This window comes from uncultured Apibacter sp. (genome assembly GCF_946479295.1).
In the GTDB taxonomy this organism is placed as follows: domain Bacteria; phylum Bacteroidota; class Bacteroidia; order Flavobacteriales; family Weeksellaceae; genus Apibacter.
This window is the reverse complement of record NZ_CAMLFD010000006.1, coordinates 36,572-58,034: the sequence shown is the minus strand read 5'-3', so window position 1 is coordinate 58,034 and position 21,463 is coordinate 36,572. Positions and strand designations below refer to the sequence as shown.

At 28.4% G+C, this 21,463-nt stretch carries 21 protein-coding genes and 1 riboswitch; of the genes, 12 read left to right on the top strand and 9 right to left on the bottom strand.

Translation table 11 applies throughout. The annotated features are described in order from the left end of the window. Nucleotides 1-387 precede the first annotated feature (387 nt). From rplM to tsf, 4 genes are all read left to right on the top strand, one after another. Nucleotides 388-843, top strand: a complete 456-nt coding sequence (gene rplM, locus Q0T35_RS05815) for a 50S ribosomal protein L13 (protein ID WP_295809432.1) — start codon at nt 388-390, stop codon at nt 841-843. A 5-nt stretch (nt 844-848) separates the two neighbouring features. Continuing rightward, nucleotides 849-1,235 (top strand): 30S ribosomal protein S9, encoded by a 387-nt coding sequence (gene rpsI, locus Q0T35_RS05810; RefSeq protein ID WP_293916372.1) that lies wholly within the window; start codon nt 849-851, stop codon nt 1,233-1,235. Nucleotides 1,236-1,412: 177 nt separating this feature from the next. After that, nucleotides 1,413-2,210 (top strand): 30S ribosomal protein S2, encoded by a 798-nt coding sequence (gene rpsB / locus Q0T35_RS05805; protein WP_295809435.1) that lies wholly within the window; start codon nt 1,413-1,415, stop codon nt 2,208-2,210. Between the two features lie 28 nt (nt 2,211-2,238). After that, the gene (tsf, locus tag Q0T35_RS05800) at nt 2,239-3,057 is read left to right on the top strand and encodes a translation elongation factor Ts (RefSeq protein WP_295841317.1); all 819 of its coding nucleotides are present in this window, start codon (nt 2,239-2,241) and stop codon (nt 3,055-3,057) included. Between the two features lie 110 nt (nt 3,058-3,167). Here the strand turns inward: tsf and Q0T35_RS05795 are convergent, their stop codons facing one another. Next, nucleotides 3,168-3,710: a Pr6Pr family membrane protein gene (locus tag Q0T35_RS05795; protein WP_295841316.1), complete on the bottom strand. Its 543-nt coding sequence runs from the start codon at nt 3,708-3,710 to the stop codon at nt 3,168-3,170. A gap of 390 nt (nt 3,711-4,100) precedes the next feature. On the opposite strand from Q0T35_RS05795, the gene Q0T35_RS05790 reads away from it, so the two are divergent. Then, a complete protein-coding gene (locus Q0T35_RS05790) occupies nt 4,101-4,262 on the top strand; it encodes a hypothetical protein (protein WP_293916378.1) in 162 nt (53 codons plus the stop codon). Between the two features lie 1,006 nt (nt 4,263-5,268). On the opposite strand, the gene Q0T35_RS05785 is transcribed toward Q0T35_RS05790, so the two are convergent. The 3 genes from Q0T35_RS05785 to Q0T35_RS05775 form a co-directional block, all read right to left on the bottom strand. Beyond that, on the bottom strand, nt 5,269-7,128 hold the full coding sequence (locus Q0T35_RS05785; RefSeq protein ID WP_293916380.1) for an Nramp family divalent metal transporter: 1,860 nt from the start codon (nt 7,126-7,128) through the stop codon (nt 5,269-5,271). Nucleotides 7,129-7,190: 62 nt separating this feature from the next. After that, nucleotides 7,191-7,514, bottom strand: a complete 324-nt coding sequence (locus tag Q0T35_RS05780) for an MGMT family protein (protein ID WP_293916382.1) — start codon at nt 7,512-7,514, stop codon at nt 7,191-7,193. Nucleotides 7,515-8,143: 629 nt separating this feature from the next. Then, nucleotides 8,144-8,659, bottom strand: coding sequence for an NUDIX domain-containing protein (locus tag Q0T35_RS05775; protein WP_295841315.1), 516 nt, complete (start codon nt 8,657-8,659; stop codon nt 8,144-8,146). Between the two features lie 231 nt (nt 8,660-8,890). Between Q0T35_RS05775 and tpx the strand changes: the two genes are divergently transcribed. The 6 genes from tpx to Q0T35_RS05745 all read left to right on the top strand — a co-directional run bounded on the left by tpx (nt 8,891) and on the right by Q0T35_RS05745 (nt 16,766). Continuing rightward, nucleotides 8,891-9,388: a thiol peroxidase gene (tpx, locus tag Q0T35_RS05770; RefSeq protein ID WP_295841313.1), complete on the top strand. Its 498-nt coding sequence runs from the start codon at nt 8,891-8,893 to the stop codon at nt 9,386-9,388. Nucleotides 9,389-9,896: 508 nt separating this feature from the next. Continuing rightward, complete coding sequence (gene fbaA / locus Q0T35_RS05765; protein WP_295841311.1) at nt 9,897-10,964, top strand: class II fructose-bisphosphate aldolase; 1,068 nt, start codon at nt 9,897-9,899, stop codon at nt 10,962-10,964. 77 nt (nt 10,965-11,041) lie between these two features. Beyond that, nucleotides 11,042-11,773: an SIMPL domain-containing protein gene (locus tag Q0T35_RS05760; RefSeq protein WP_295841310.1), complete on the top strand. Its 732-nt coding sequence runs from the start codon at nt 11,042-11,044 to the stop codon at nt 11,771-11,773. 3 nt (nt 11,774-11,776) lie between these two features. Beyond that, nucleotides 11,777-12,880 carry an NADH:flavin oxidoreductase gene (locus tag Q0T35_RS05755; protein ID WP_295809454.1) on the top strand — a complete coding sequence of 368 codons (1,104 nt, stop codon included), beginning with the start codon at nt 11,777-11,779 and terminating at the stop codon, nt 12,878-12,880. Between the two features lie 121 nt (nt 12,881-13,001). After that, nucleotides 13,002-13,189, top strand: a riboswitch (cobalamin riboswitch). 187 nt (nt 13,190-13,376) lie between these two features. Continuing rightward, nucleotides 13,377-15,683 (top strand): 5-methyltetrahydropteroyltriglutamate--homocysteine S-methyltransferase, encoded by a 2,307-nt coding sequence (gene metE, locus Q0T35_RS05750; RefSeq protein ID WP_295841309.1) that lies wholly within the window; start codon nt 13,377-13,379, stop codon nt 15,681-15,683. 387 nt (nt 15,684-16,070) lie between these two features. After that, nucleotides 16,071-16,766, top strand: coding sequence for a DUF421 domain-containing protein (locus Q0T35_RS05745; protein WP_293916396.1), 696 nt, complete (start codon nt 16,071-16,073; stop codon nt 16,764-16,766). A gap of 4 nt (nt 16,767-16,770) precedes the next feature. Here Q0T35_RS05745 and Q0T35_RS05740 read toward each other — a convergent pair whose 3' ends face one another. From Q0T35_RS05740 to Q0T35_RS11125, 5 genes are all read right to left on the bottom strand, one after another. Continuing rightward, nucleotides 16,771-17,379 (bottom strand): fumarylacetoacetate hydrolase family protein, encoded by a 609-nt coding sequence (locus Q0T35_RS05740; protein WP_293916398.1) that lies wholly within the window; start codon nt 17,377-17,379, stop codon nt 16,771-16,773. Continuing rightward, entirely contained in the window at nt 17,376-18,140 is a 765-nt protein-coding gene (locus tag Q0T35_RS05735) for a 3'-5' exonuclease (protein ID WP_295841306.1), read from the bottom strand. Before Q0T35_RS05735 ends, Q0T35_RS05740 begins: the two co-directional genes overlap by 4 nt. After that, on the bottom strand, nt 18,121-18,870 hold the full coding sequence (locus Q0T35_RS05730; RefSeq protein WP_293916402.1) for a CDP-alcohol phosphatidyltransferase family protein: 750 nt from the start codon (nt 18,868-18,870) through the stop codon (nt 18,121-18,123). The genes Q0T35_RS05735 and Q0T35_RS05730 overlap by 20 nt, the downstream gene beginning before the upstream one ends. A 774-nt stretch (nt 18,871-19,644) precedes the next feature. After that, nucleotides 19,645-19,809, bottom strand: coding sequence for a DUF6056 family protein (locus Q0T35_RS11130; protein ID WP_366937728.1), 165 nt, complete (start codon nt 19,807-19,809; stop codon nt 19,645-19,647). A 165-nt stretch (nt 19,810-19,974) separates the two neighbouring features. Next, nucleotides 19,975-20,193: a DUF6056 family protein gene (locus Q0T35_RS11125; protein WP_366937727.1), complete on the bottom strand. Its 219-nt coding sequence runs from the start codon at nt 20,191-20,193 to the stop codon at nt 19,975-19,977. 149 nt (nt 20,194-20,342) lie between these two features. On the opposite strand from Q0T35_RS11125, the gene Q0T35_RS05725 reads away from it, so the two are divergent. Further along, nucleotides 20,343-21,461 carry a PorV/PorQ family protein gene (locus Q0T35_RS05725; RefSeq protein WP_293916404.1) on the top strand — a complete coding sequence of 373 codons (1,119 nt, stop codon included), beginning with the start codon at nt 20,343-20,345 and terminating at the stop codon, nt 21,459-21,461. The last annotated feature ends 2 nt before the right edge of the window (nt 21,462-21,463 follow it).

Below are 21,463 nucleotides of genomic sequence, written 5' to 3'. Positions count from 1 at the left end.
TAGAAGAAAAGCTCAAAAGGAAGCTCATTAGTTATTTTGGAAAATTTATTATATTTAAAAGATCAAAATAATTTTATATAATATATAAAAGTAATACTAAATTATTATAAATAAAACATTAAACAATAATTTCAAAAAAAAGAACAAAACGCGATAAATAAAATTCAAATTTAATTAAACTAATTAAATTAAAAATTGAACTTTTTTAGCATATTAAAGAATAAGAAGATAATAAACTTCTAAAGTCTATTGAAATGGAGAAATATACTCTATTATAATTACAAAAGAAAACTATAAAATGTTTGTAAGATATTTGTCAGATTAAAAATATTTTTTAAATTTGCAACCCTATTTAGGTTGATTTTTAATAAAGGTAAAAGAAGAAAAGTGAATACACTAAGTTACAAAACCATATCAGCAAACAAAGAGACTGCAAATAAAGAGTGGTTACTTATTGATGCAGATGGACAAAAATTAGGTCGTTTAGCTTCTAAAATAGCTAAAATTTTGCGAGGAAAACATAAAACAAATTTCACCCCACATGCAGACTGTGGAGATAATATTGTTGTTATCAATGCTGGAAAAGTTGTTTTATCAGGGGATAAAACAGAAAAAAAAGAATATGTAAGACATACAGGGTATCCCGGTGGGCAAAAATTTTCAAGTGTTGCCGAAATTAAGGTAAAAGATCCTAGAAGATTGTTAGAGTATGCAGTAAAAGGAATGCTTCCTAAAAATAAATTAGGAAGAAAAGTACTTAAAAATTTATACTTATATGAAGGGGCAGAGCATGAACAAGTAGCTCAACAACCTAAATCATTTGATATTAACGCTTTCATCTAAAAATAATGGCAGTTACACATAAAATAGGAAGAAGAAAAACATCTGTTGCAAGAGTATATCTTTCTGAAGGACAAGGAGAGTTTACTATAAATGGTAAAGATTATAAAGTTTACTTTCCGACAGAAGTATTACAATATAAAATAGCTCAACCTTTTCAATTAACTGAAACTTTAGGTCAATATGATATTAAAGTAAATGTATATGGAGGAGGAGTAACCGGACAGGCTGAAGCCATCAGATTAGCAATTTCAAGAGCTTTAGTATCATTAAATGAAGAAAACAGAGCAGTTTTAAAACCAGAAGGACTTTTAACTAGAGATCCTAGAATGGTAGAAAGAAAGAAATTCGGTCAGAAAAAAGCACGTAAGAGATTCCAATTCTCTAAACGTTAATCCGACTATTGAAGAAACTATCTAAAATATTTATAACCACTATTTTTTTCTAGTGGTTATTTTATATAAAAAAATAACAATTTAATAAATAATTTAAATTTGCCGTTTAGCTTAGCATCCAAACTAAATTTATTTTAAGTTGATTGCAAAAACTGCGGAACGTAAACTAAAAAAATTATGGCAAAAGTAGACGTAAAAGACCTTTTAAATGCAGGAGTGCATTTCGGTCATCTTACCCGAAAATGGAATCCACACATGGCTCCGTATATTTTTATGGAGAAGAATGGAATCCATATTATTGATTTACACAAAACATCTGTAAAATTAGATGAGGCATCAAATGCTTTAGGGAAAATTGCAACATCAGGAAGAAAAATTCTTTTTGTGGCAACAAAAAAACAAGCAAAAGATATTGTAGCAAAACATGCAGAATCTGTTAATATGCCTTATATAACAGAGAGATGGCCAGGAGGAATGCTAACGAACTTTGTTACAATCCGAAAAGCCGTTAAAAAAATGAATTCTATTGATAGAATGAAAAAAGATGGTACTTTTGAAACTCTATCTAAAAAAGAAAAACTACAAGTAGATCGTCAAAGAGCAAAACTAGAAAAAAACTTAGGATCTATCGCTGATATGACTCGTTTACCTTCAGCTCTTTTTGTAGTAGATATTTTAAGAGAACATATTGCAGTAACGGAAGCAAAAAAATTAGGTATACCTGTTTTCGCAATTGTCGATACCAATTCGGATCCTCAATTAGTAGATTTTCCTATTCCGGGTAACGACGATGCTTCAAAATCTATCGACCTAATATTAGAAACAGTTACCAATTCTATTAAAGAGGGATTAAGTGTAAGAAAAGCAGAAAAAGCTAAGGCTAAAGAAGAAGGCGTTGCTGAAGAAGAAGATGTTTTGGTACAAGATACTAATGATACAGAGGCTTCTGATAGTAAAGAAGAAAATAACGCATAATAAAGTTAAACTTAAATAAAAAATAAAGATGTCATATTCACCAAAAGCAGCAGATGTAGCAAAACTAAGAAATGCTACAGGAGCAGGAATGATGGACTCAAAAAAAGCTTTAGTTGAAGCCGAAGGAGATTTCGATAAAGCGGTTGATTTATTAAGAAAAAAAGGACAAAAAGTTGCAGCAAACAGAGCAGATAGAGAAAATCATGAAGGAGCTGTTATTGCAGCAGTAAATGGAGAAAATACTAAAGCAGTAATAATTAAATTAAACTGTGAAACCGATTTCGTAGCGAAAAATGAGGATTTTGTTAAATTAGCTAAGGAATTTGCCAATTTAGCATTAAATTTCAATACAAAAGAAGAGCTATTGGCTGCTGATTTCAATGGTATTTCTGTAAGCGAAAAACTTATTGAGCAAACAGGGGTAATAGGAGAAAAAATAGAAATATCCGGATTTAAAACATTAGATGCGCCATTTGTAGGTTCTTATATACATGCCGGGAATAAAATAGCTTCTGCTGTAGGTTTATCAAAATCTTTCGATAATGCCGCAGAAGTAGCTAAAAATATATCTATGCAAGTTGCAGCAATGAATCCAATTGCATTAGACGAATCTCAGGTAGATTCAAGTGTCGTTGAAAAAGAACTTGAAATAGCTAAAGATCAATTACGTCAAGAGGGTAAACCGGAGGCAATGTTAGAAAATATTGCTAAAGGAAAACTTAACAAGTTTTTTAAAGATAATACCTTGTTAAAGCAGGATTATATTATGGGTGAAAAAATCTCAGTTGAAGATTATGTAAAATCTGTTGATTCTGAAGTTAAAATAACTGGATTTATAAGATTATAATTCACAGAAATCTATAATAAAATAAAAAAGACTGTAATATATACAGTCTTTTTTATTTTTCATAAAACTTATTGAAAGAATAATTTATTTACAATATATATATGTATAAACTAATTAGCTAATTTTTTATCTGTATATAGTAAGATAATTTCTAAAAATAAAAATAAGAAAACAACCACACCTGTATTTAATAAAGCTTGTGTTAACCCAATTTTACTTGCGTCAAGAAAAGGATAAGGATATAAATCTGTAATATAACCTCTTATGAAAATATAGATAACATAAATAAGGGGAGGAATAATAGCAGTAATCATAATTTTCTTGTTTGGTATTTTTCTAGGACCAAATACTAGCCAATTTAGTACTGCTAAAAAAGGAATGATTACATGTAATGCTTCATTTGTAAACATTGCAATTCCCTTAAGATTATGATCATCATCACGCAGCATTACATTATATACTATACAGGTTATAACAATACAAATAATGCTATCTATTCGTAATAAGCGAAACCAATTACTAGAGTAAGTAGGATTAATAAGTAAAATTAAGGAACTTATTCCTACTGCCAAATTTGATTGTACAGTAAAATAGCTATAATAATATATATAACGAGTGATATGGGATTGTTCATTTAAAATAAATGGATGCATATCCACGTAAACAAAATTATAGGTTTCAAAACAAATACTAAATAGCACTAAAATTATAATAAGTAAGTTAAGAAAAGTTCTCATGAAATAATAAATATAAAATAATAGGAATCAAAAATATGTTAAATTATGGAACAAAAAAAGTAATTTTCAAAACGTTTAAAAGAAATAAAAATATTTATATTATTTAGCAAGTAAATATTATTTTATATTAAATTGTTTGTTAAATAAAGACTTAAAAAAAATATCTATAAGAAGTTTTGAAACTACGATAGAAGTGCCTTTTGATTATATAAATATAAGTATCTATTCAACCCGATAAAATAATGAGAATTGCTATTACATTGCCCTGAATTAAATACAGGTTGGTTATTAACTAGGAAAGGATAAATGTTGAAAAATAACAGAAAAGAAGAAGCTATTTTGGTTAATTCTAACATTATAGAAGTTCCTATTATTTTTCAATATGCTTATGTGGGTTATCTTGGCGGTTTTGATGATTCCAAATATATAGATTCTATCAACATAGCCAATATATTGATAGAGAATTAAAAGATCATTATGTTATGTTTAAAGTAAAAGGGAATAGACAGTATGAATAATTATAGCTAAGAAAGATTTTAAGAAGGAGACTTGTTACTAAGTAGAGAAGTCAAAAAAGAATATTAGAAATATAAATTACATATTAATAAATGGAACTATGTAATCGTTCATAAAACAGAAGGTATAATTGTTAAAAAGATTATAAAACATGATGTAGGAAAGGTAAAATTATATCAATTCATTCATTAAACATTATTATGAAGATAAAGAATTATTTCTAGAAGATATTGCTCAATTATTTAATGTAATTCAAATACAAAGAAATTTTAGAATTTGATACACACGCATCAATATTTTAAAAGTAAATACTTAATCATTAACAATCAATATTTTGCTTAATTTTCACTTATTTTGTTTGTAATAGGGATATGAGTTTATGTTTTTATTACAAAACTTATACTTATAAAGTTAACATATAAGTTTAATAAAATTCACATATTTTTTGTTACTCCAAATGTTAGTCCATAACAAAATATATATTTTTGGATTAGTTAAAAGGTTAGATAAAAAATAGATATTTTATTCCAGAGGTAAACTTGTTTTCTTAAATAAAAAGACGTTTGTAAAGCTATTTAATCGTGTTTTGTAGGTTTATAGGAGAAGGATAATCATTTAAAAGGTGTATTTATCAGGTGTAAAATTACCATTAGATACAAGCAAATACTAATTTTGTTTTATATTATAAAAAGCATTTTTTTTCTTACAATCTTTTATATATCATATTTCCAGTCTCTTTTTGCTTTTTTATTTGAGTACTATTAGCATTTAGAGGTAATATTATATCTATATGAATCAAAAAAATGCTAATACATTTTTAAAAATTTAGGAATATAAATGGCTTATATAAATTATATATAGTTAGAAAAAACGTAAAATATCATATAAATAAAGAAAAATTAAATTGTATTTAAACAATAAGAACTAAAATAAAAAAAATACTTTTTTAGAAAGTAAGCTATACAACCAAAATAGGAACATTAGTTTTGTTGCTCAATCTGTTTGTCATAACTCCAAAAGTAAAATCAGCAATTCCTTTATATTCATGTTTAGCCATTAATAAGACATCAATTTTATTTTCGGTAATTAATTGGGGAAGTGAAACTGCAGGATTTCCAAATCCCAATTTTGTCTCAACATTTGTATATCCTTCCTTTATAAGAAAATTTTTATATTCATCAAGCTTATTTTGATCGAATTTTACTTCAAAGTCATCCGCCATTTTTCCATTATAATTAGCTGAAGCACTTTCTGTAACATGAAACAATAAAATCAATGAATTTGTACCAGCAAAAATTGGTAAATAATCAAGAACCCGTTGGTCTCCTGTACTAAAATCTAAAGCTATTCCAATAACTTTGAAAGAATGTATTTGTTTAATACTTTTTTGAGGAGGTAAATGATGAATATTAAAATTTAATTTTTTAGTTTTTTTAATCCATGGATATAAGACAATGCTAATTAAAAATAATAATAAACTTAAGGATACTGTGCCTAAGAGTATTTTTACAGCCAAAGAGACATTTTCATTAGCATATACATTAATTTCTTCATCATAAATTAATTTTATATTTAATATTATTATGATGATACAAATGATCCAAGATATAATTTTAACAGGTAATTTAATGGCAAATGTACCCATCTTTTCTTTATCACTAACAAAATGAATAAGTGGGATTATTGCGAAGCCTAATTGCATACTTAAGAGAACTTGACTAAAAATGAGCATTTCATCAACAGAATTTTCTCCTAATATGCTTATTACAACAACGGCCGGTATTATTGCAAGCATTCGTGTTAATAACCTCCGTAATGCAGGATTCATTCTAAAATGAAGATAACCTTCCATTACAATTTGTCCGGCAAGTGTTCCGGTAACAGTTGAACTTTGTCCTGCGGCAATTAAAGCTACGGCAAAAAGAAATGGAGATAATGGTCCGAGCAAATCTGATAGCATTTTGTAGGCATCATGCAAGCCTGAAACATCATGCAAGCCCGCTTTATAAAAAGTTGATGCTGCTAGGACCAATATAGCGGCATTTACGAAAAATGCCATATTTAAAGCAATAAGGCTATCATAAAAATTATATTTGATAGCTCGTTTAATTGATGCATGATCTCGTTTAATTTTTCTGGTTTGAACTAAAGCAGAATGTAGATATAAGTTATGTGGCATTACCGTTGCTCCAATAATCCCAATAGCTATATATAAAGCTTCAGTATTGGGTAGAGTAGGTTTAAAGCCCTTTGAAACTTCAATTAAATCAGGCTTAGCTAAAAACATTTCCATAAGGAAACAACCTCCTATAATAGCAACTAATGAAATAATAAAGGCTTCCATTTTCCTCATGCCAAATCTTTGTAAAACCAGCAAAATTAACGTGTCTAATGCAGCAAGCCAAACTCCCCAAATAAGATCAAGACCGAATAGAAGCTGTAGTCCGATTGCCATTCCTAAAACCTCAGCCAAATCAGTAGCTGCAATAGCTATTTCTGCGAAGCTATATAAAATATAGTTCATCCATTTAGGATAATATTCCCTATTAGTTTGGGCTAAATCTAAACCTCTTACAATACCTAGTCGAGCACTCAGGGCTTGAAGAAGAAGAGCCATAATATTACTCATTAATAAAACCCATATTAATGCATATCCAAACTTGCTCCCACCCGCTATATCTGTAGCCCAATTTCCAGGATCAAGATAACCTACGGCAACGAGATATGCCGGACCAAAAAAAGAAAGAATTTTTTTCCATTTTTTAGGATTTTCGGTGCTTATAGTAGCATGAACTTCTTGTAGAGACTTCTTACTCAATTGTTAGGCTTTTCTAATATTTGCAAATTTAAATAAAATTTTTACATTGATAAAATAAAATATTAATCATTTTCAGGTATCCATAAATAATCTTTAAGATTAATAATCTTATCATTTTTGATTCGTATCCCTTCATTCTCTAATAATTCTTCCATCAATGTGGGAGTAGGAAAATGAAATTTTCCCGTTAATATACCTTTACGATTTACTACTCTGTGAGCAGGTAAATCAGCTAATGTATGCGATGAATTCATAGCGTATCCAACCATTCTAGATGAACTTTTTATACCTAAATGTGCTGCAATATGGCCATAGGTAGTTACCTTACCATAAGGAATCTTTCTCACAATTTGATATACTTTTTCATAAAAATTCAAATTTTTCATATATAAATAAAGTAAATAAAATTAATATTATTTATAAGAAAAGTATAAAGTTAAAAAATTTAATTAATGTTAACATCTTTAACAATAGATTAAAAAAATGTTTAGGTAAATCTGATATTATTAATATATAATGAGTTACAGGTTCTTTTTGCAATAAAAAATCAAATTATTTTTTTTAAATTATTTTATAAATAAGATATATTTTATTACATTAGCAAAAGAGGAAGTTTAGGCTTCAAACACATCATAAAAAATGAGAAATATTAATTTTTACTTTCTAGAAATAGTTTTTGTTTTTTATTAATTCGGAAGTAAAATAAAGAAATGATTCTAATTTATTAGAATCATTTCTTTTTGAGTTTTATGCTTAATTTAAAATTCAAAAAAGATATTATTCAATATATTTTTAAACATTTATCCTTAATTGAGTATAATTAAAATATCAAATAGTTAAATTTTAATCTATGGAATAGTCGACATGTTAATTATCATGTCGATCTTATTATTATCATTTATCATTTTTTTAATAGAAAGATATCTACATTATTTAGAATTTGATTACTAGGAATGCTTTGTAATTAATGAAGGTTAAGAAGCAGCATAATTAACAATTAAAAAATGTGAAAATATTAAATTTTCATTAGTTTTTTCAAGGTCTTTTTATGGCTTTCAAAAGCAATTTCATCAAAATCAATTTCTGATAATTTTTTCCAAACAACTCCCTTTAATTCATCAGGATCAAAATCTATAATAGATAAATTATCATCTTTATAGAAAAAGAATAAATCAATAGTATTATATAAAATGTCTTTATATAAATAGGTATTAGGATATGAATCAATATATTCAAGTTTAGACTTATCAATGGATATATTTAATTCTTCCTGCAATTCTCTAAAACTACCATACTCTGCAGTCTCATTAGCATCTATAAAACCACCTGGAAGATCCAAGTAGCCTTTTTGGGGTTCTTTATTCCTAATAGTAAATAAAATTTCATCTTTTTTTTGAATAATAACGGCTGTGGCTCCGGCTGTATTATGATAATATTCAAATTTACAATCTGGGCATACAATTTTAGATCCATGTGGATATTCAAGATGATCACCTTTACAATTTGGGCAGAATTTAAAAATTGGTTGCATTTTACACAAGTTTTATTATCCAAATTTAATCAAGTATTTTAAAAAAATAGCTACTTAATACATATTTTATATGAAATGCTATTTCAGCATATTTAAACAATAAATATAATCCTATATAGAAATAATTGATTAAATAATTATATAAATTAATATTTAAAAATAATCTGATAAATATTATTTCATACTTTAGTCTTATAAAAAATATACATAAAAGTAAATAAGATTAATACAATGGCGACAATTACATTAAGAGGTAATGAAGTGCATACTTTGGGAAATCTTCCTGAAGTAGGAAATAAAGCACCGGACTTTATATTAGTAGATTCGGATTTATCAGAAAAAAAATTATCAGACTATAAAGGAAAAAGAGTTATTTTAAATATATTTCCAAGCGTAGATACAGATACATGTGCTATGTCCGTAAGGGAATTTAATGAAAAAGTTTCAGAAATGAATAACACAGTAGTATTATGTATATCAAAAGATCTTCCATTTGCGCAAAAACGCTTTTGCGCAGCAGAAGGATTGGATAATGTGATTCCTTTATCAGCATTTCGATCAGATTTTGGGAAAGACTATAGATTAGAATTTGTAGATGGTCCTTTAAAAGGATTATTTAGTAGATCTGTTATAGTACTAAATGAATCAGGTGAAGTTATATATGATGAACAAGTTGCAGAAACTACTCATGAACCCAATTATGAAAATGTTACCGCAATTTTAAAATAAAAAATCTTCAGATTAAAAAATGCCTTATATTTTATATAAGGCATTTATTTTTTTATTAATCGCTTACATGTAGAAATCTTAAAATGCATTAAATTAAGCTAAGTTTATAGTTCCCAATCTTTCTATTTTAGAATAGGATAAGAATATTTTGTATAAAACTCAAAAATTAGTTATCAAAAGATACATTATCTCAAGTAATTTAGATTGCAAAAAAAATAGTATGATAATTGATTTAATTAACAAATGTTATTTAATATTATGTAAAGCTAATATTAAGAATAATTACAAAATCTAGAAGAGAAAGAGAATTGTTTGACAAATAAAATAATATATATAACTGTTAAATCTTAAATGGCTAATTAAAATTTAAAATAATGAGATAACTAAAGTCATAACTTTTTGTTAAAAAAAATAAAAACATGAGAAATTTCAATATAAAATAACGCTATGCGATATAAATTGTTTTTACATTTACAATTAAAAAGTATAACAAAAAAAATATAATATCATGAGTAGAAAATTTCCAGCAGGTGTGGCAACCGGATCTTTAGTTAAAGAGATATTCGATTATGCTAAAGAGAAACAGTTTGCATTACCGGCATGTAATGTTATAGGTTCAAGCAATATCAATGCGGCTTTAGAAACAGCGGTCAAAGTAAATGCACCTATAATTATTCAATTTTCAAACGGAGGATCACAATTCAATGCAGGTAAAGGATTTAAAAACCAATCTCTTAGAGCAGATGTTTTAGGGGCTATAGCTGGAGCAAAGCATGTCCATACATTAGCTGAAGCTTATGGTGCTACAGTTATTTTACACACAGACCATTGTGCTAAGAAACTATTGCCATGGGTTGATGGCTTATTGGATGCATGCGAGGAATTTCATAAAAAGGAAGGAAAAACTCTTTATTCTTCACATATGTTAGACCTATCAGAAGAACCGCTAGATGAAAATTTATCAATTTCTTCAAAATACTTTGAAAGAATGGCAAAATTAGGAATGACATTAGAAGTTGAAATTGGAATTACAGGAGGAGAAGAAGACGGAGTAGATAATTCAGACATAGAAAGTTCAAAACTATATACTCAACCGGAAGATGTTTATAAAACATATAAAGCACTAAGTGCAATAAGTCCAAATTTTACTATTGCTGCAGCATTTGGTAATGTACACGGAGTTTACAAACCAGGTAATGTGAAATTAGAACCGAAAATTTTACATAATTCTCAAGAATATGTTCAAAAACAAGTAGGAGGACCATCAAAACCTATTAATTTTGTTTTCCATGGAGGATCAGGATCTTCATTATTAGATATTAGAGAAGCAATAAGTTATGGGGTTGTTAAAATGAATATAGATACAGATTTACAATTTGCTTATACTGAAGGGGCTAGAGATTATATAGAAAAAAATATTGATTACTTAAGAACTCAAGTTGGAAATCCTACTGGAGATGAAGCTCCTAATAAGAAATTTTACGATCCAAGAGTATGGGTGAGAAAATGTGAAGAAGAATTTTCTAAAAGATTAGAAAAAGCTTTTGAGGATTTAAATAATATTAATACATTATAGTAAAAAATATAAATTTTAATATATAAAAGAGCACCTTATCTTGAGGTGCTTTTTTTGTATATTTGAAAAAAAATATTATGAAGAATTATATTGTCATTTCATCGCTAATTGCGTCCGTATCAATTGTTGTAGCTGCTTTTTTTATAGGAAGTTCATATAAAAAGAAATATCAATCTAACACCATATCTGTTAAGGGTTTAGGAACCAAAGATTTTGTTTCGGATTTTATAGTGTGGAAAGCTGACTTTTCAAAAAAGAGCTTAGATTTAAAACAAGCCTATGCAGAATTAGAATCAGATAGGCAAACGATAACAGAGTATCTTATCTCCAAAGGGTTTACTGAAAAAGAAATGGTTTTTTCAGCTGTTGATATTTCCAAACAATATGATTATAAATATACAGCAAATGAATCTCAAAAATTTTTTACCGGATACGAATTAAATCAAACCATTACCATTGAATCTAAAGATGTTCTAAAAGTTGAAGATCTCTCACGTCAGATTACAGAATTAATTAATAATGGAGTTGAGCTATATTCTAGATCCCCATTATATTACTATACAAAATTATCTGATTTAAAAATAAAAATGATATCAGATGCAACCAAGGATGCAAAAAGAAGAGCAGAAGAAATAGCTTTAAGTACCGGATGTAAATTGAAGAATGTGAAAAGTGCCAATCAGGGAGTCTTTCAAATTACTGCACAAAATTCTTCTGAAGATGATTATTCATGGGGAGGAGCTTTTAACGTAACCTCTAAGTACAAAACAGCAAATATTACCGTTCGCTTAGTATACGAAGTAGAATAAACCATGAAAATATATAAATTATTTGAGCCATTTAACTATAAAAATTTGTTCTTGAAAAATAGGATAGTGATGGCACCAATGACAAGGTCTTTTGCTTATAATGGAATTCCCACTAAAGAAATAGCGGAGTATTATGAAAGAAGAGCCCAATCGGAAGTCGGTCTCATTATAACAGAAGGGACAGTCGTTGATAGATCTTCCTCTTCTAATGATCTGAATATTCCGAAATTTTATGGCGATGAAGCTTTAGAAGGATGGAAAAGAGTAGTTGATGCAGTTCATGCTAAGGATGGAAAAATAGCCCCACAAATTTGGCATATGGGAATTATCCCGCCCAAAAGAAATTGGAGACCTCACAAGCCTTTTGAAGGTCCTTCCGGTCTGCTAAATCCAGATACCGAAGGAGGAAAACAAATGAGTGAAGATGACATAAAAGAAACGATAGATGCGTTTGCAGAAGCTGCCTATCAAGCAAAAAAAATAGGATTTGATTCACTCGAATTGCATGGGGCACATGGATATCTTATTGATCAATTCTTTTGGGATAAACTTAATAGGCGCAAAGATAAATGGGGAGGTTCAACGATTTCCCAACGAAGCCGTTTTGCTATTGAAATCGTCAAAGCCGTACGAAGTGCAGTAGGAGCAGAGTTTCCTATAATATTACGATTATCTCAATGGAAACAACAGGATTATTCAGCAAAGATTGCTAAGTCTCCGGAAGAAATGAAAGAATGGTTACTGCCATTATCAGAGGCAGGAGTAGATATTTTTCATTGTTCTCAAAGAAGGTTTTGGGAGCCTGAGTTTGAAAATTCAAATTTAAATTTTGCAGGATGGGCAAAAAAAATTACTGGTAAGCCATCAATAAGTGTGGGTTCAGTTGCACTAAACGGAGATTTTTTAGGAGCATTCAGAGGAGAGAGCTTTGATGTAAATAGTAGTTTTCTGGATGAACTAGACCGAAGAATGGATCAAGATGAGTTTAATTTAATAGCTGTGGGACGTGCATTATTAGAAGACCCTGAATGGGTGTTAAAAATTAAAAAAGGTAACTTATCAGAGCTTAAAGGTTTTTCCAAAGATCGATTAAAAAAATTGTTTTAAATAAAACATAAATTAGTTATAATTTAGAAATTGAATATAGGTTTAAAATTTTATTTATATAAATAAAGAAATAAAAGAAAAGGTTTTTATCTTTGTATAAATAAGTTCTTTACTTAATTTCTTTATCAACAAGGAATAAGGTGCTGTGTAATAACAGCTTAATAGGGAATCATGTGTAAATCGTGAGCTGACGCGCAACTGTAAATAACGTAAAATAGTTTTATCAAAATAAGCCATTGCCATGTAAAAGGTGAGAAGGCAGATAAAATGTTATAAGCCAGGAGACCTGCCTATTCTTAATTGACAATGCTTTCGCGAATAAGAGCAAGATCACAGAGTATAAAGAATGATAATAAAATTCTCCTTTCGTTATTTTTAGAGAAGAGGGCTTTTTAATATCATATTTTATTTTGTATTTCCAATTCATAACAAAAAGGCATTGTGAAGTTTAGCAATAAGAGCTTTTTATAATATAATCGTTTAAAAAGTTATACAAATGCAGACACACAATCTAGGCTATCCGCGTATTGGTAGTGACAGAGAACTTAAAAAAGCCTGTGAAAAATATTGGGCAGGTAAAGCATCAGTAGAAGAGCTGATGATAACAGGAAAAAATATTCGGCATCAAAACTGGATGACACAAAAAGAAATAGGAATAGACTTGATTCCGTCCAATGATTTCTCCTATTACGATCAGGTACTAGATATGTCCCTGATGGTAGGAGCAATTCCCAAAAGATATAATAAGGTAATACTGGATAAATCAAATACAGAATTGGATTTATACTTTGCTATGGCAAGGGGCTTTCAAAAAGAAGGTATTGATATAAAAGCTATGGAAATGACCAAATGGTTCGATACTAATTATCATTATATCGTACCGGAATTTGAAAGTAATCAGAAATTTTCATTATTTTCTACAAAAATCATAGATGAATATTTAGAGGCTAAAAAAGCAGGAATCAAAACAAAACCTGTAATTATAGGTCCGGTATCTTATTTATTGTTAGGAAAGGAGAAAGAAGAGAATTTCAATAAGTTGGACTTAATAAAAAATATACTTCCCGTATATGTGGAAATTTTAACAAGATTAAAAGAAGAAGGGGTTGAATGGGTACAGTTTGATGAACCTTTCTTAGCCTTGGATTTAGATACAAAGACAAAAGAAACATTCGAATACGCATATATAGAAATTCATAAGCAATTTCCTTATATAAACAAGTTGCTTACTACTTATTTTGACGGCATAAAAGATAATTTACAGCTAGCCTATAAACTTCCGATACAAGCTTTACATATTGATTTGGTTCGTTGTCCCCAGCAACTAGAAGAAATATTAGGCAATATTCCTGGAAATATTATTTTATCCCTAGGAATCGTTGACGGAAGAAATATCTGGAAAAACGATTTTGAAAATTCTTTGGAAATGATTCATAAAGCAGTTTCCAAAATAGGTGCAGACCGTGTCATGATAGCGCCTTCATGTTCACTACTTCACAGTCCCGTAGATTTAGATTTGGAAACAGATACAAAATCACTTTCTTTAGAAACTAAAAAATGGTTAGCATTTGCCAAGCAAAAAATCGATGAGGTAGTTACATTGAAACGTCTTGCAGAGAAAGAAAATGATTCGGAATTACAAAAAAAATTACAAGAAAATAAAAAAATTGTCGAAAGTAGAAGAACTTCTACCTTAATACATAATGAGAAGGTTAAAGAAAAAATAAAAAATATAGAAAGTGTAGTAGATAAAAGAGAATCTATTTTTTCAGAACGTAAGAAAAAACAAAAAGAAGCATTGCAATTACCTTCATTTGCTACAACAACAATAGGCTCTTTTCCTCAGACCTCAGAAGTTCGTAGTTGGAGATCAAAATTGAAAAAAGGATTAATAACATCTTTAGAATATGAAGAGTTGGTAAAAAAAGAAATTGAAAAAACAATTCGTTTCCAAGAAAAAATAGGCATTGATGTATTAGTTCATGGCGAATTTGAACGTAATGATATGGTTGAATATTTCGGAGAACAGTTAGACGGAGTCGCCTTTTCTAAAAACGGATGGGTACAAAGCTACGGAAGTCGTTGTGTAAAGCCACCTATCATATATGGAGATATTTTTAGACCACATCCTATGACAGTGAAATGGTCTTCTTATGCTCAGTCGTTAACAAATAAAAATGTAAAAGGAATGTTGACCGGTCCCGTTACTATATTGCAATGGAGTTTTGTAAGAGACGATCAACCAAGAAAAGATACATGTTTCCAGATTGCATTAGCAATAAGAGAAGAAGTGTTGGACCTTGAAAAAGCAGGTATAAAAATTATTCAAATCGATGAACCCGCAATCAGAGAAGGACTTCCCTTACGTAAAAATGAATGGAAAAACTATTTGGATTGGGCAATAAAAGCATTTAGAATTGCCTCCTGCGGAGTTGAGGATAGAACTCAAATTCATACTCATATGTGTTATTCTGAATTCAACGATATAATACAAAATATAGCTGATATGGACGCAGATGTAATTACTATTGAATGCTCTAAATCAGATATGAAGCTTTTAAGTATTTTTTCAGAATTTAAGTATCCAAATGATATAGGTCCTGGTGTTTATGATATACATTCTCCAAGAGTACCTTCTAAGCAGGAAATGATTTCCTTGCTACAAAAAGCAATAAAAAGCATACCGGTTGATCAGTTATGGATAAATCCTGATTGTGGACTTAAAACACGAGGGTGGGAGGAAACAGAAAAATCACTCATTGAAATGGTAGGAGCAGCTACGGAAATGCGTAAACAATACTAGATTTATGACCTTGAAAATAAATTGTGATTTTAGAAATAGCAGTAATTAATATTTAACAAAAGTTAATTACTAAATAAAGCGTTTAATGTTTTGAAATATTGTATGATATAAATTTAGAGAAAGCTAATTATATAATTTTTTTCAAATAAGATAACTGTGAATAAAAAAATCAAAAATCAGATTTAAAATTATTTAGATTCATATATTTTTATGTGTTATGATAGGCTGAAAGTATATACTTTCAGCTTTTTGATTTTTTTCTTTTTAGTATAATTTTATATTAATATATTTCTTTATACTTGAAACAAAAAAGAAGTAAATAAATATAAGTCAATATATTGAATTAATTTATACTTTTGTATATAACACTAAATTACAAAAAATACAATGGATTTAAAAAATGCATTTTTCGGAAGTTTTAATTTATATGATAATATCTTTATTTCAATAAAATTAGTTGTAGCATTTTTCGCAGTACTGGTTTATATAAAATTAGTGGGTAGGACTATTTTAAATCAGGTGTCAGGAATTGATTTAATACAAAATATAGTTTTAGGAGGACTAGTAGGTGGAATAATCTATAATCCGAATATTTCTATCATGGAATTTGCTCTCGTATTATTTATCTGGACATTTATTGTGTATTTAATAGCTTTTCTAACTAAGAAATACAGTCGCTTACGAGGTTTGATCGAAGGACCAATTATTCCTTTGGTATTAAAAGGGAAATTCAATATTGAAGGATTTAGAAAAGCAAAGATAGATATAATGACTTATGCCAGTGTATTAAAAAATAACGGCATATATGATATATCTAAAGTATATTTTGCACAAATGGAACAAGATGGTTCCATAACTGCATTTACAGATGATTACGATAAATATGCAGTATTATTAGTTATTGAGGGAAAAATTAATCACGTTTACTTAGACGGCATTAATAAAACAGAAGAATGGCTTAAAGATGAACTTAGAAAACAAGGATATGATGATGTATCTGAAATTTTTCTTGCTCAATGGTCTCCTAAAAAGTTTTTTATTGTTCCCAAAGATCAGGATTATAAATTAAAAGTTAACGAATAAAAGCTTATTTAATTCGTACTTCAAAAAACCTTTCATTTTCAATAAAACCTTCTAATAAATCATTTTCATTAAGTTTTGAAACTCCGGATGGGGTTCCCGTAAATATAATATCACCCATTTTTAAAGTAAAAAATTGCGAAATATAAGAGATAAGAAAATCGAATGAAAAAATCATTTCGGAAGTATTTCCCTTTTGTTGAATTTGATTATTCTTAACTAAAGAAAAATTTAAATTATCTAAATTAAATTTTTCTTTGCTAACAAAATTTCCAATTAATGCCGAGCGATCAAAAGCTTTTGATTTTTCCCAAGGAAGACCTTTCTCTTTCAATTCATCTTGAAGATCTCTGGCCGTAAAGTCAATACCAAGGCCTATTTCAGAATAATAATTACAGGCAAATTCAGGTTGGATGTACTTTCCAACTTTAGAAATTTTTATAAGAATTTCAACTTCATGCTGAAGGTTGTCGGTAAATTCAGGAATATAAAGATCATCACCGGATCTTATTATAGAGGTATCAGGTTTAATAAATAAAACCGGTTCTTTAGGAATTTCATTATTTAGCTCTTTCGCGTGATTTTTAAAATTTCTCCCTACACAAATAATTTTCATAAAACACTTTTTAATTTAGCTCTAGTAAAAATTTTTTTTGAATATAAAGGAAAATCTGCATTCATTAACCAAGAGTAGTACCCTAAATCACTTAAAAAAACATTTTTAAGCTTTTTTCCTTTATATTTTCCAAAGTTAAAAATTTCATCATCATCTTTATCTATACCTACAAATCCGGCTAAATCAGCATTTTTATTTTGAGTTGTAAATTCATGAAGGAATTTGACATCATTTTGAATTTCCTCATATTTTTCAAGTTGAGCTTTTAATATCTCGTAGGTAGCGAAGGTATCCGCAGATGCCGAGTGGGCATTTTCCAAATTTTTATCACAATAAAATTTATAAGCGGCGGATAGATTTCGCGGTTCCATTTTATGGAAAATTACCTGAATATCAATAGGTCTGTGCTTCTTTATGTCAAATTCTAACCCATTACGTAAAAGTTCTTCAGCAAGTAGCGGTATATCAAATCTATTGGAGTTATATCCAGAAAGATCAGAATCCTTTATCATTTCCAAAATTTGAGGAGCAATTTTCTTAAAAGTTGGAGCATCGGCAATATCTTCGTCATAAATTCCATGAATTAAAGATGATTCTTTAGGGATAGGAATTTCCGGATTAACTCTCCAAGTTTTACTCTCCTTAGATTGATCAGGATTTACTTTTAAAATGCTAATTTCAACTATACGATCTTTGCTTATGTTTATTCCGGTAGTTTCTAAATCAAAAAAGCAGATTGATTTATGTAGTTTTAGTTCCATCAGAAATAATTTTTTTTCTAAATATAATTGATAAAAGTATATAAATCAAAATTAGTATGGGAATAGCAGAAATTTTAAGAAAGATTAACAGAATTAAACAGATTATGAGAAAAGAAAAAATAAGTGAATTATCTTTCCATTTTAAATTTTTAAATTTTAAAGCTAGTAAAGGAATATTTGATACTAATAGATAACAGGACAATGCTGTAATAAATAGTAAAAACCAGATATTATTTAATAAAGAGAAAGAATGATTTTGGTGAATATAATATAATGAAAAAATAAATAATGTATTAGCAGGAGTTGGCAACCCTTTAAAATAGTAACTTTGATCTTCATCAAGATTAAATTTGGCTAATCTAATAGCCGAAAATAATGTTATTAACAAACCAAAAAAAGGAAACAGTCCAATAATATACCCATTATAGACAAATCCGGACGTTAAATTGTTCAAACGTGTATAAAAATCATCTCCACCTAACATAGTAAACATTAATAAGCCGGGAAGTACGCCAAAAGTAACCACATCGGCTAAACTATCAAGCTCTTTACCAAAAGGACCTGAAACTTTTGTAAGTCGTGCAGCAAAACCATCAAAAAAATCAAAAATAAGTGAACATAAAAGGAGAATTAAAATGTAATTTATAGGGGCTTTAATAATTGTTAAAATACACGCAACGCTTCCACATAATAAATTGGCAAGTGTAAGTGTATTAGGTATATGTTTCATTTTTTGTGATATAAATAATAATAAAAATACAAATCTAAGAATTTTGTATTATTCTTAGTTCCATTTTCGAATTTATTACTTACTATAATACATTTTTACAGAATTAATATCCTAATAAATAATAGAAATATCTTGGTTTAACCAAAATTTAAAATCATCACTCAATTTTTCAGATCCATATTTTTTAGGTATTGTTATTTTCTTGAAAAATAAGATGTTTCGATTACTTCTTAATTTTTCTGTTTTAATAATTGATGCATACTCATTAATTTCTGGATTAAGAATTTTCAATTTTTAACGTCTTTATGGTAATTGTTTGAGAGTGGAATAGATAGCATAAGTAAAAAGCCCTAGAAATATATTTAATTTTATTAATAATATTTGCATATAATATTCCTAGTACCGACAATTATCAATGTTAAGATTCCAAAAGTCGCTCTTGATGAAAAGGTTAGAGAAACAGCCATACATAACCAAGCTATTTGCCTCAATAAAAAGAATAATAAAGAGCCATTAATTTTCTTACGATTAATACTCCTAATTATATTTTTTATTTTACGAAAGAAGTAAAATATATATAAAAGGTAAGAAGGGAATTTTAATAATGTATTGTTTTTGAACGGTGTACAACTGGGGGCTTATCTAAAAATGTGTAGTTATATAACTTATTTAGATACTCCTGTCTTTCAATATTTCCGGTAGCTAATATCATAATCCCCCCAATTAGCAATCCAAAAAAAATAAAAACCATTTAAGTATTAGTCTATGTTCCTTTTAAACTATAACTAATATAAAAAGACATTGAGCAAAAAACATATTTTCGTTCATCCATCCTAAAATAATTCCGCTTGAGAGAAATAATAAACTTTTTATAATATTATCATCCGATTCTTTTATATTGTAATACTTGTAATATTGATATATAAATATCAAAATAATTAAAGTCTTCCATTAGTAGTTACTACTCACAGTTAACCATAATGTGCAGATTATAAAAGGGCTAATAAATAAATTATAAATAATAAAAACAGTAATTAAAGAAGATTGTTTTTTATTTAAGTTTGATATTTTATATATCATAATCTATACTATTTAAAATATTACTCATTTAGCTCCTATAAATAACAAAAATTGAACAATTAGATGAACAACAGTACGACTACCCCAACCGAAATAATGGTTGTATTGAGAAAAAAAATCTTTTATATTTTTAACATATGAGTGATTCGTTCCGTAAATAAAGCTGTATGGCGAATCATCAGTAAAGAGGGGGAAATAAAAGATATAAATTATAAATAAGAAAAAAATGATAAAAATTGTTATGCAGTAAGTTAGTTTTTAAATTTCATAGTTGGTTTACAAAAATTTATCAATGTAAAATTAAACTATCTATAATTATATTTTACTATAGAGTAATAAACTTATATTTTTATCGTTCACAATATTACTTATTTTTATTAAAGAAATATTATTTGAAAAAAAAATATCAACAAAATTATAAATTAGTCATAATAATATGGACTCTTCATTCCATAACCTTGCTTCATGCACAAGCTTTTAGAAAATATTCTAATGAATTTTTAAATATTGGTGCAGACGCTAGAGCCTTTGGAATGGGGAATACTGTGGTAGCTAATATATCAGATGTGAACGCCGGGTATTGGAATCCTGCAGGTTTAACGGAAGTCAAAGACGCATGGCAAGGAGCTTTAATGCATGCGGAATATTTTCAATCTATTGCAAAATACGAATATGCAGCTGCGGCTATACCTATTAATAGCTTTGATAACGGGACAGAAGGGACTATTGGATTTTCACTCTATCGATTTGCCGTAGATGATATTATGAATACAACTCAATTGATAGATAATCAGGGGAATATAGATTATAATAAAATAAGCCGTTTCTCTACAGCGGATTATGCATTTATGGCTTCTTATGCAGGTAATTTGTTTAATAATCCGGATCTTTCTATAGGTACGAGCGCAAAAATAGTATACAGACATGTAGGTGATTTTGCAAATGCATTTGGCTTTGGCTTGGATGCGGGATTACAGTACCGTACACAAGATAAATTTTATTTCGGATTGATGGCTAGAGATATCACTACAACCTTTAACGTATGGTCAGTTAATCAAAAAAAATTAAATAAATTAGAATTAGACGGTGAAACCTTAAATGAAGCTCCTAAAGATAAAATAGAGCTTACGATGCCTAAACTTAAAATAGGTGCCGCTAAAAAATTTGATTTTGATGGAAAAGTAGGTTTATTAGCTGAACTCGATTTAAATTTTGAATTCGATAGAAATAATGATTGGATTTCATCCGATGCAGTAAGTATGTCTCCCTCCTTAGGGGTAGAGTTTGATTATGATAATGTTGTATATGTACGTGCAGGATTAAATAATATGCAATATGAAACTAAATTTGATGATTCAAGAAAATTAACGATACAGCCTAATGCGGGTATAGGTTTTCGTTATAAAGGAGTAACAATAGACTATGCACTTACCAATATTGGAAACTCTTCGGTTGCTTTATATTCAAATATATTTTCAGTAAAAATCGATATGGCTAAATTTTCAAAATAACC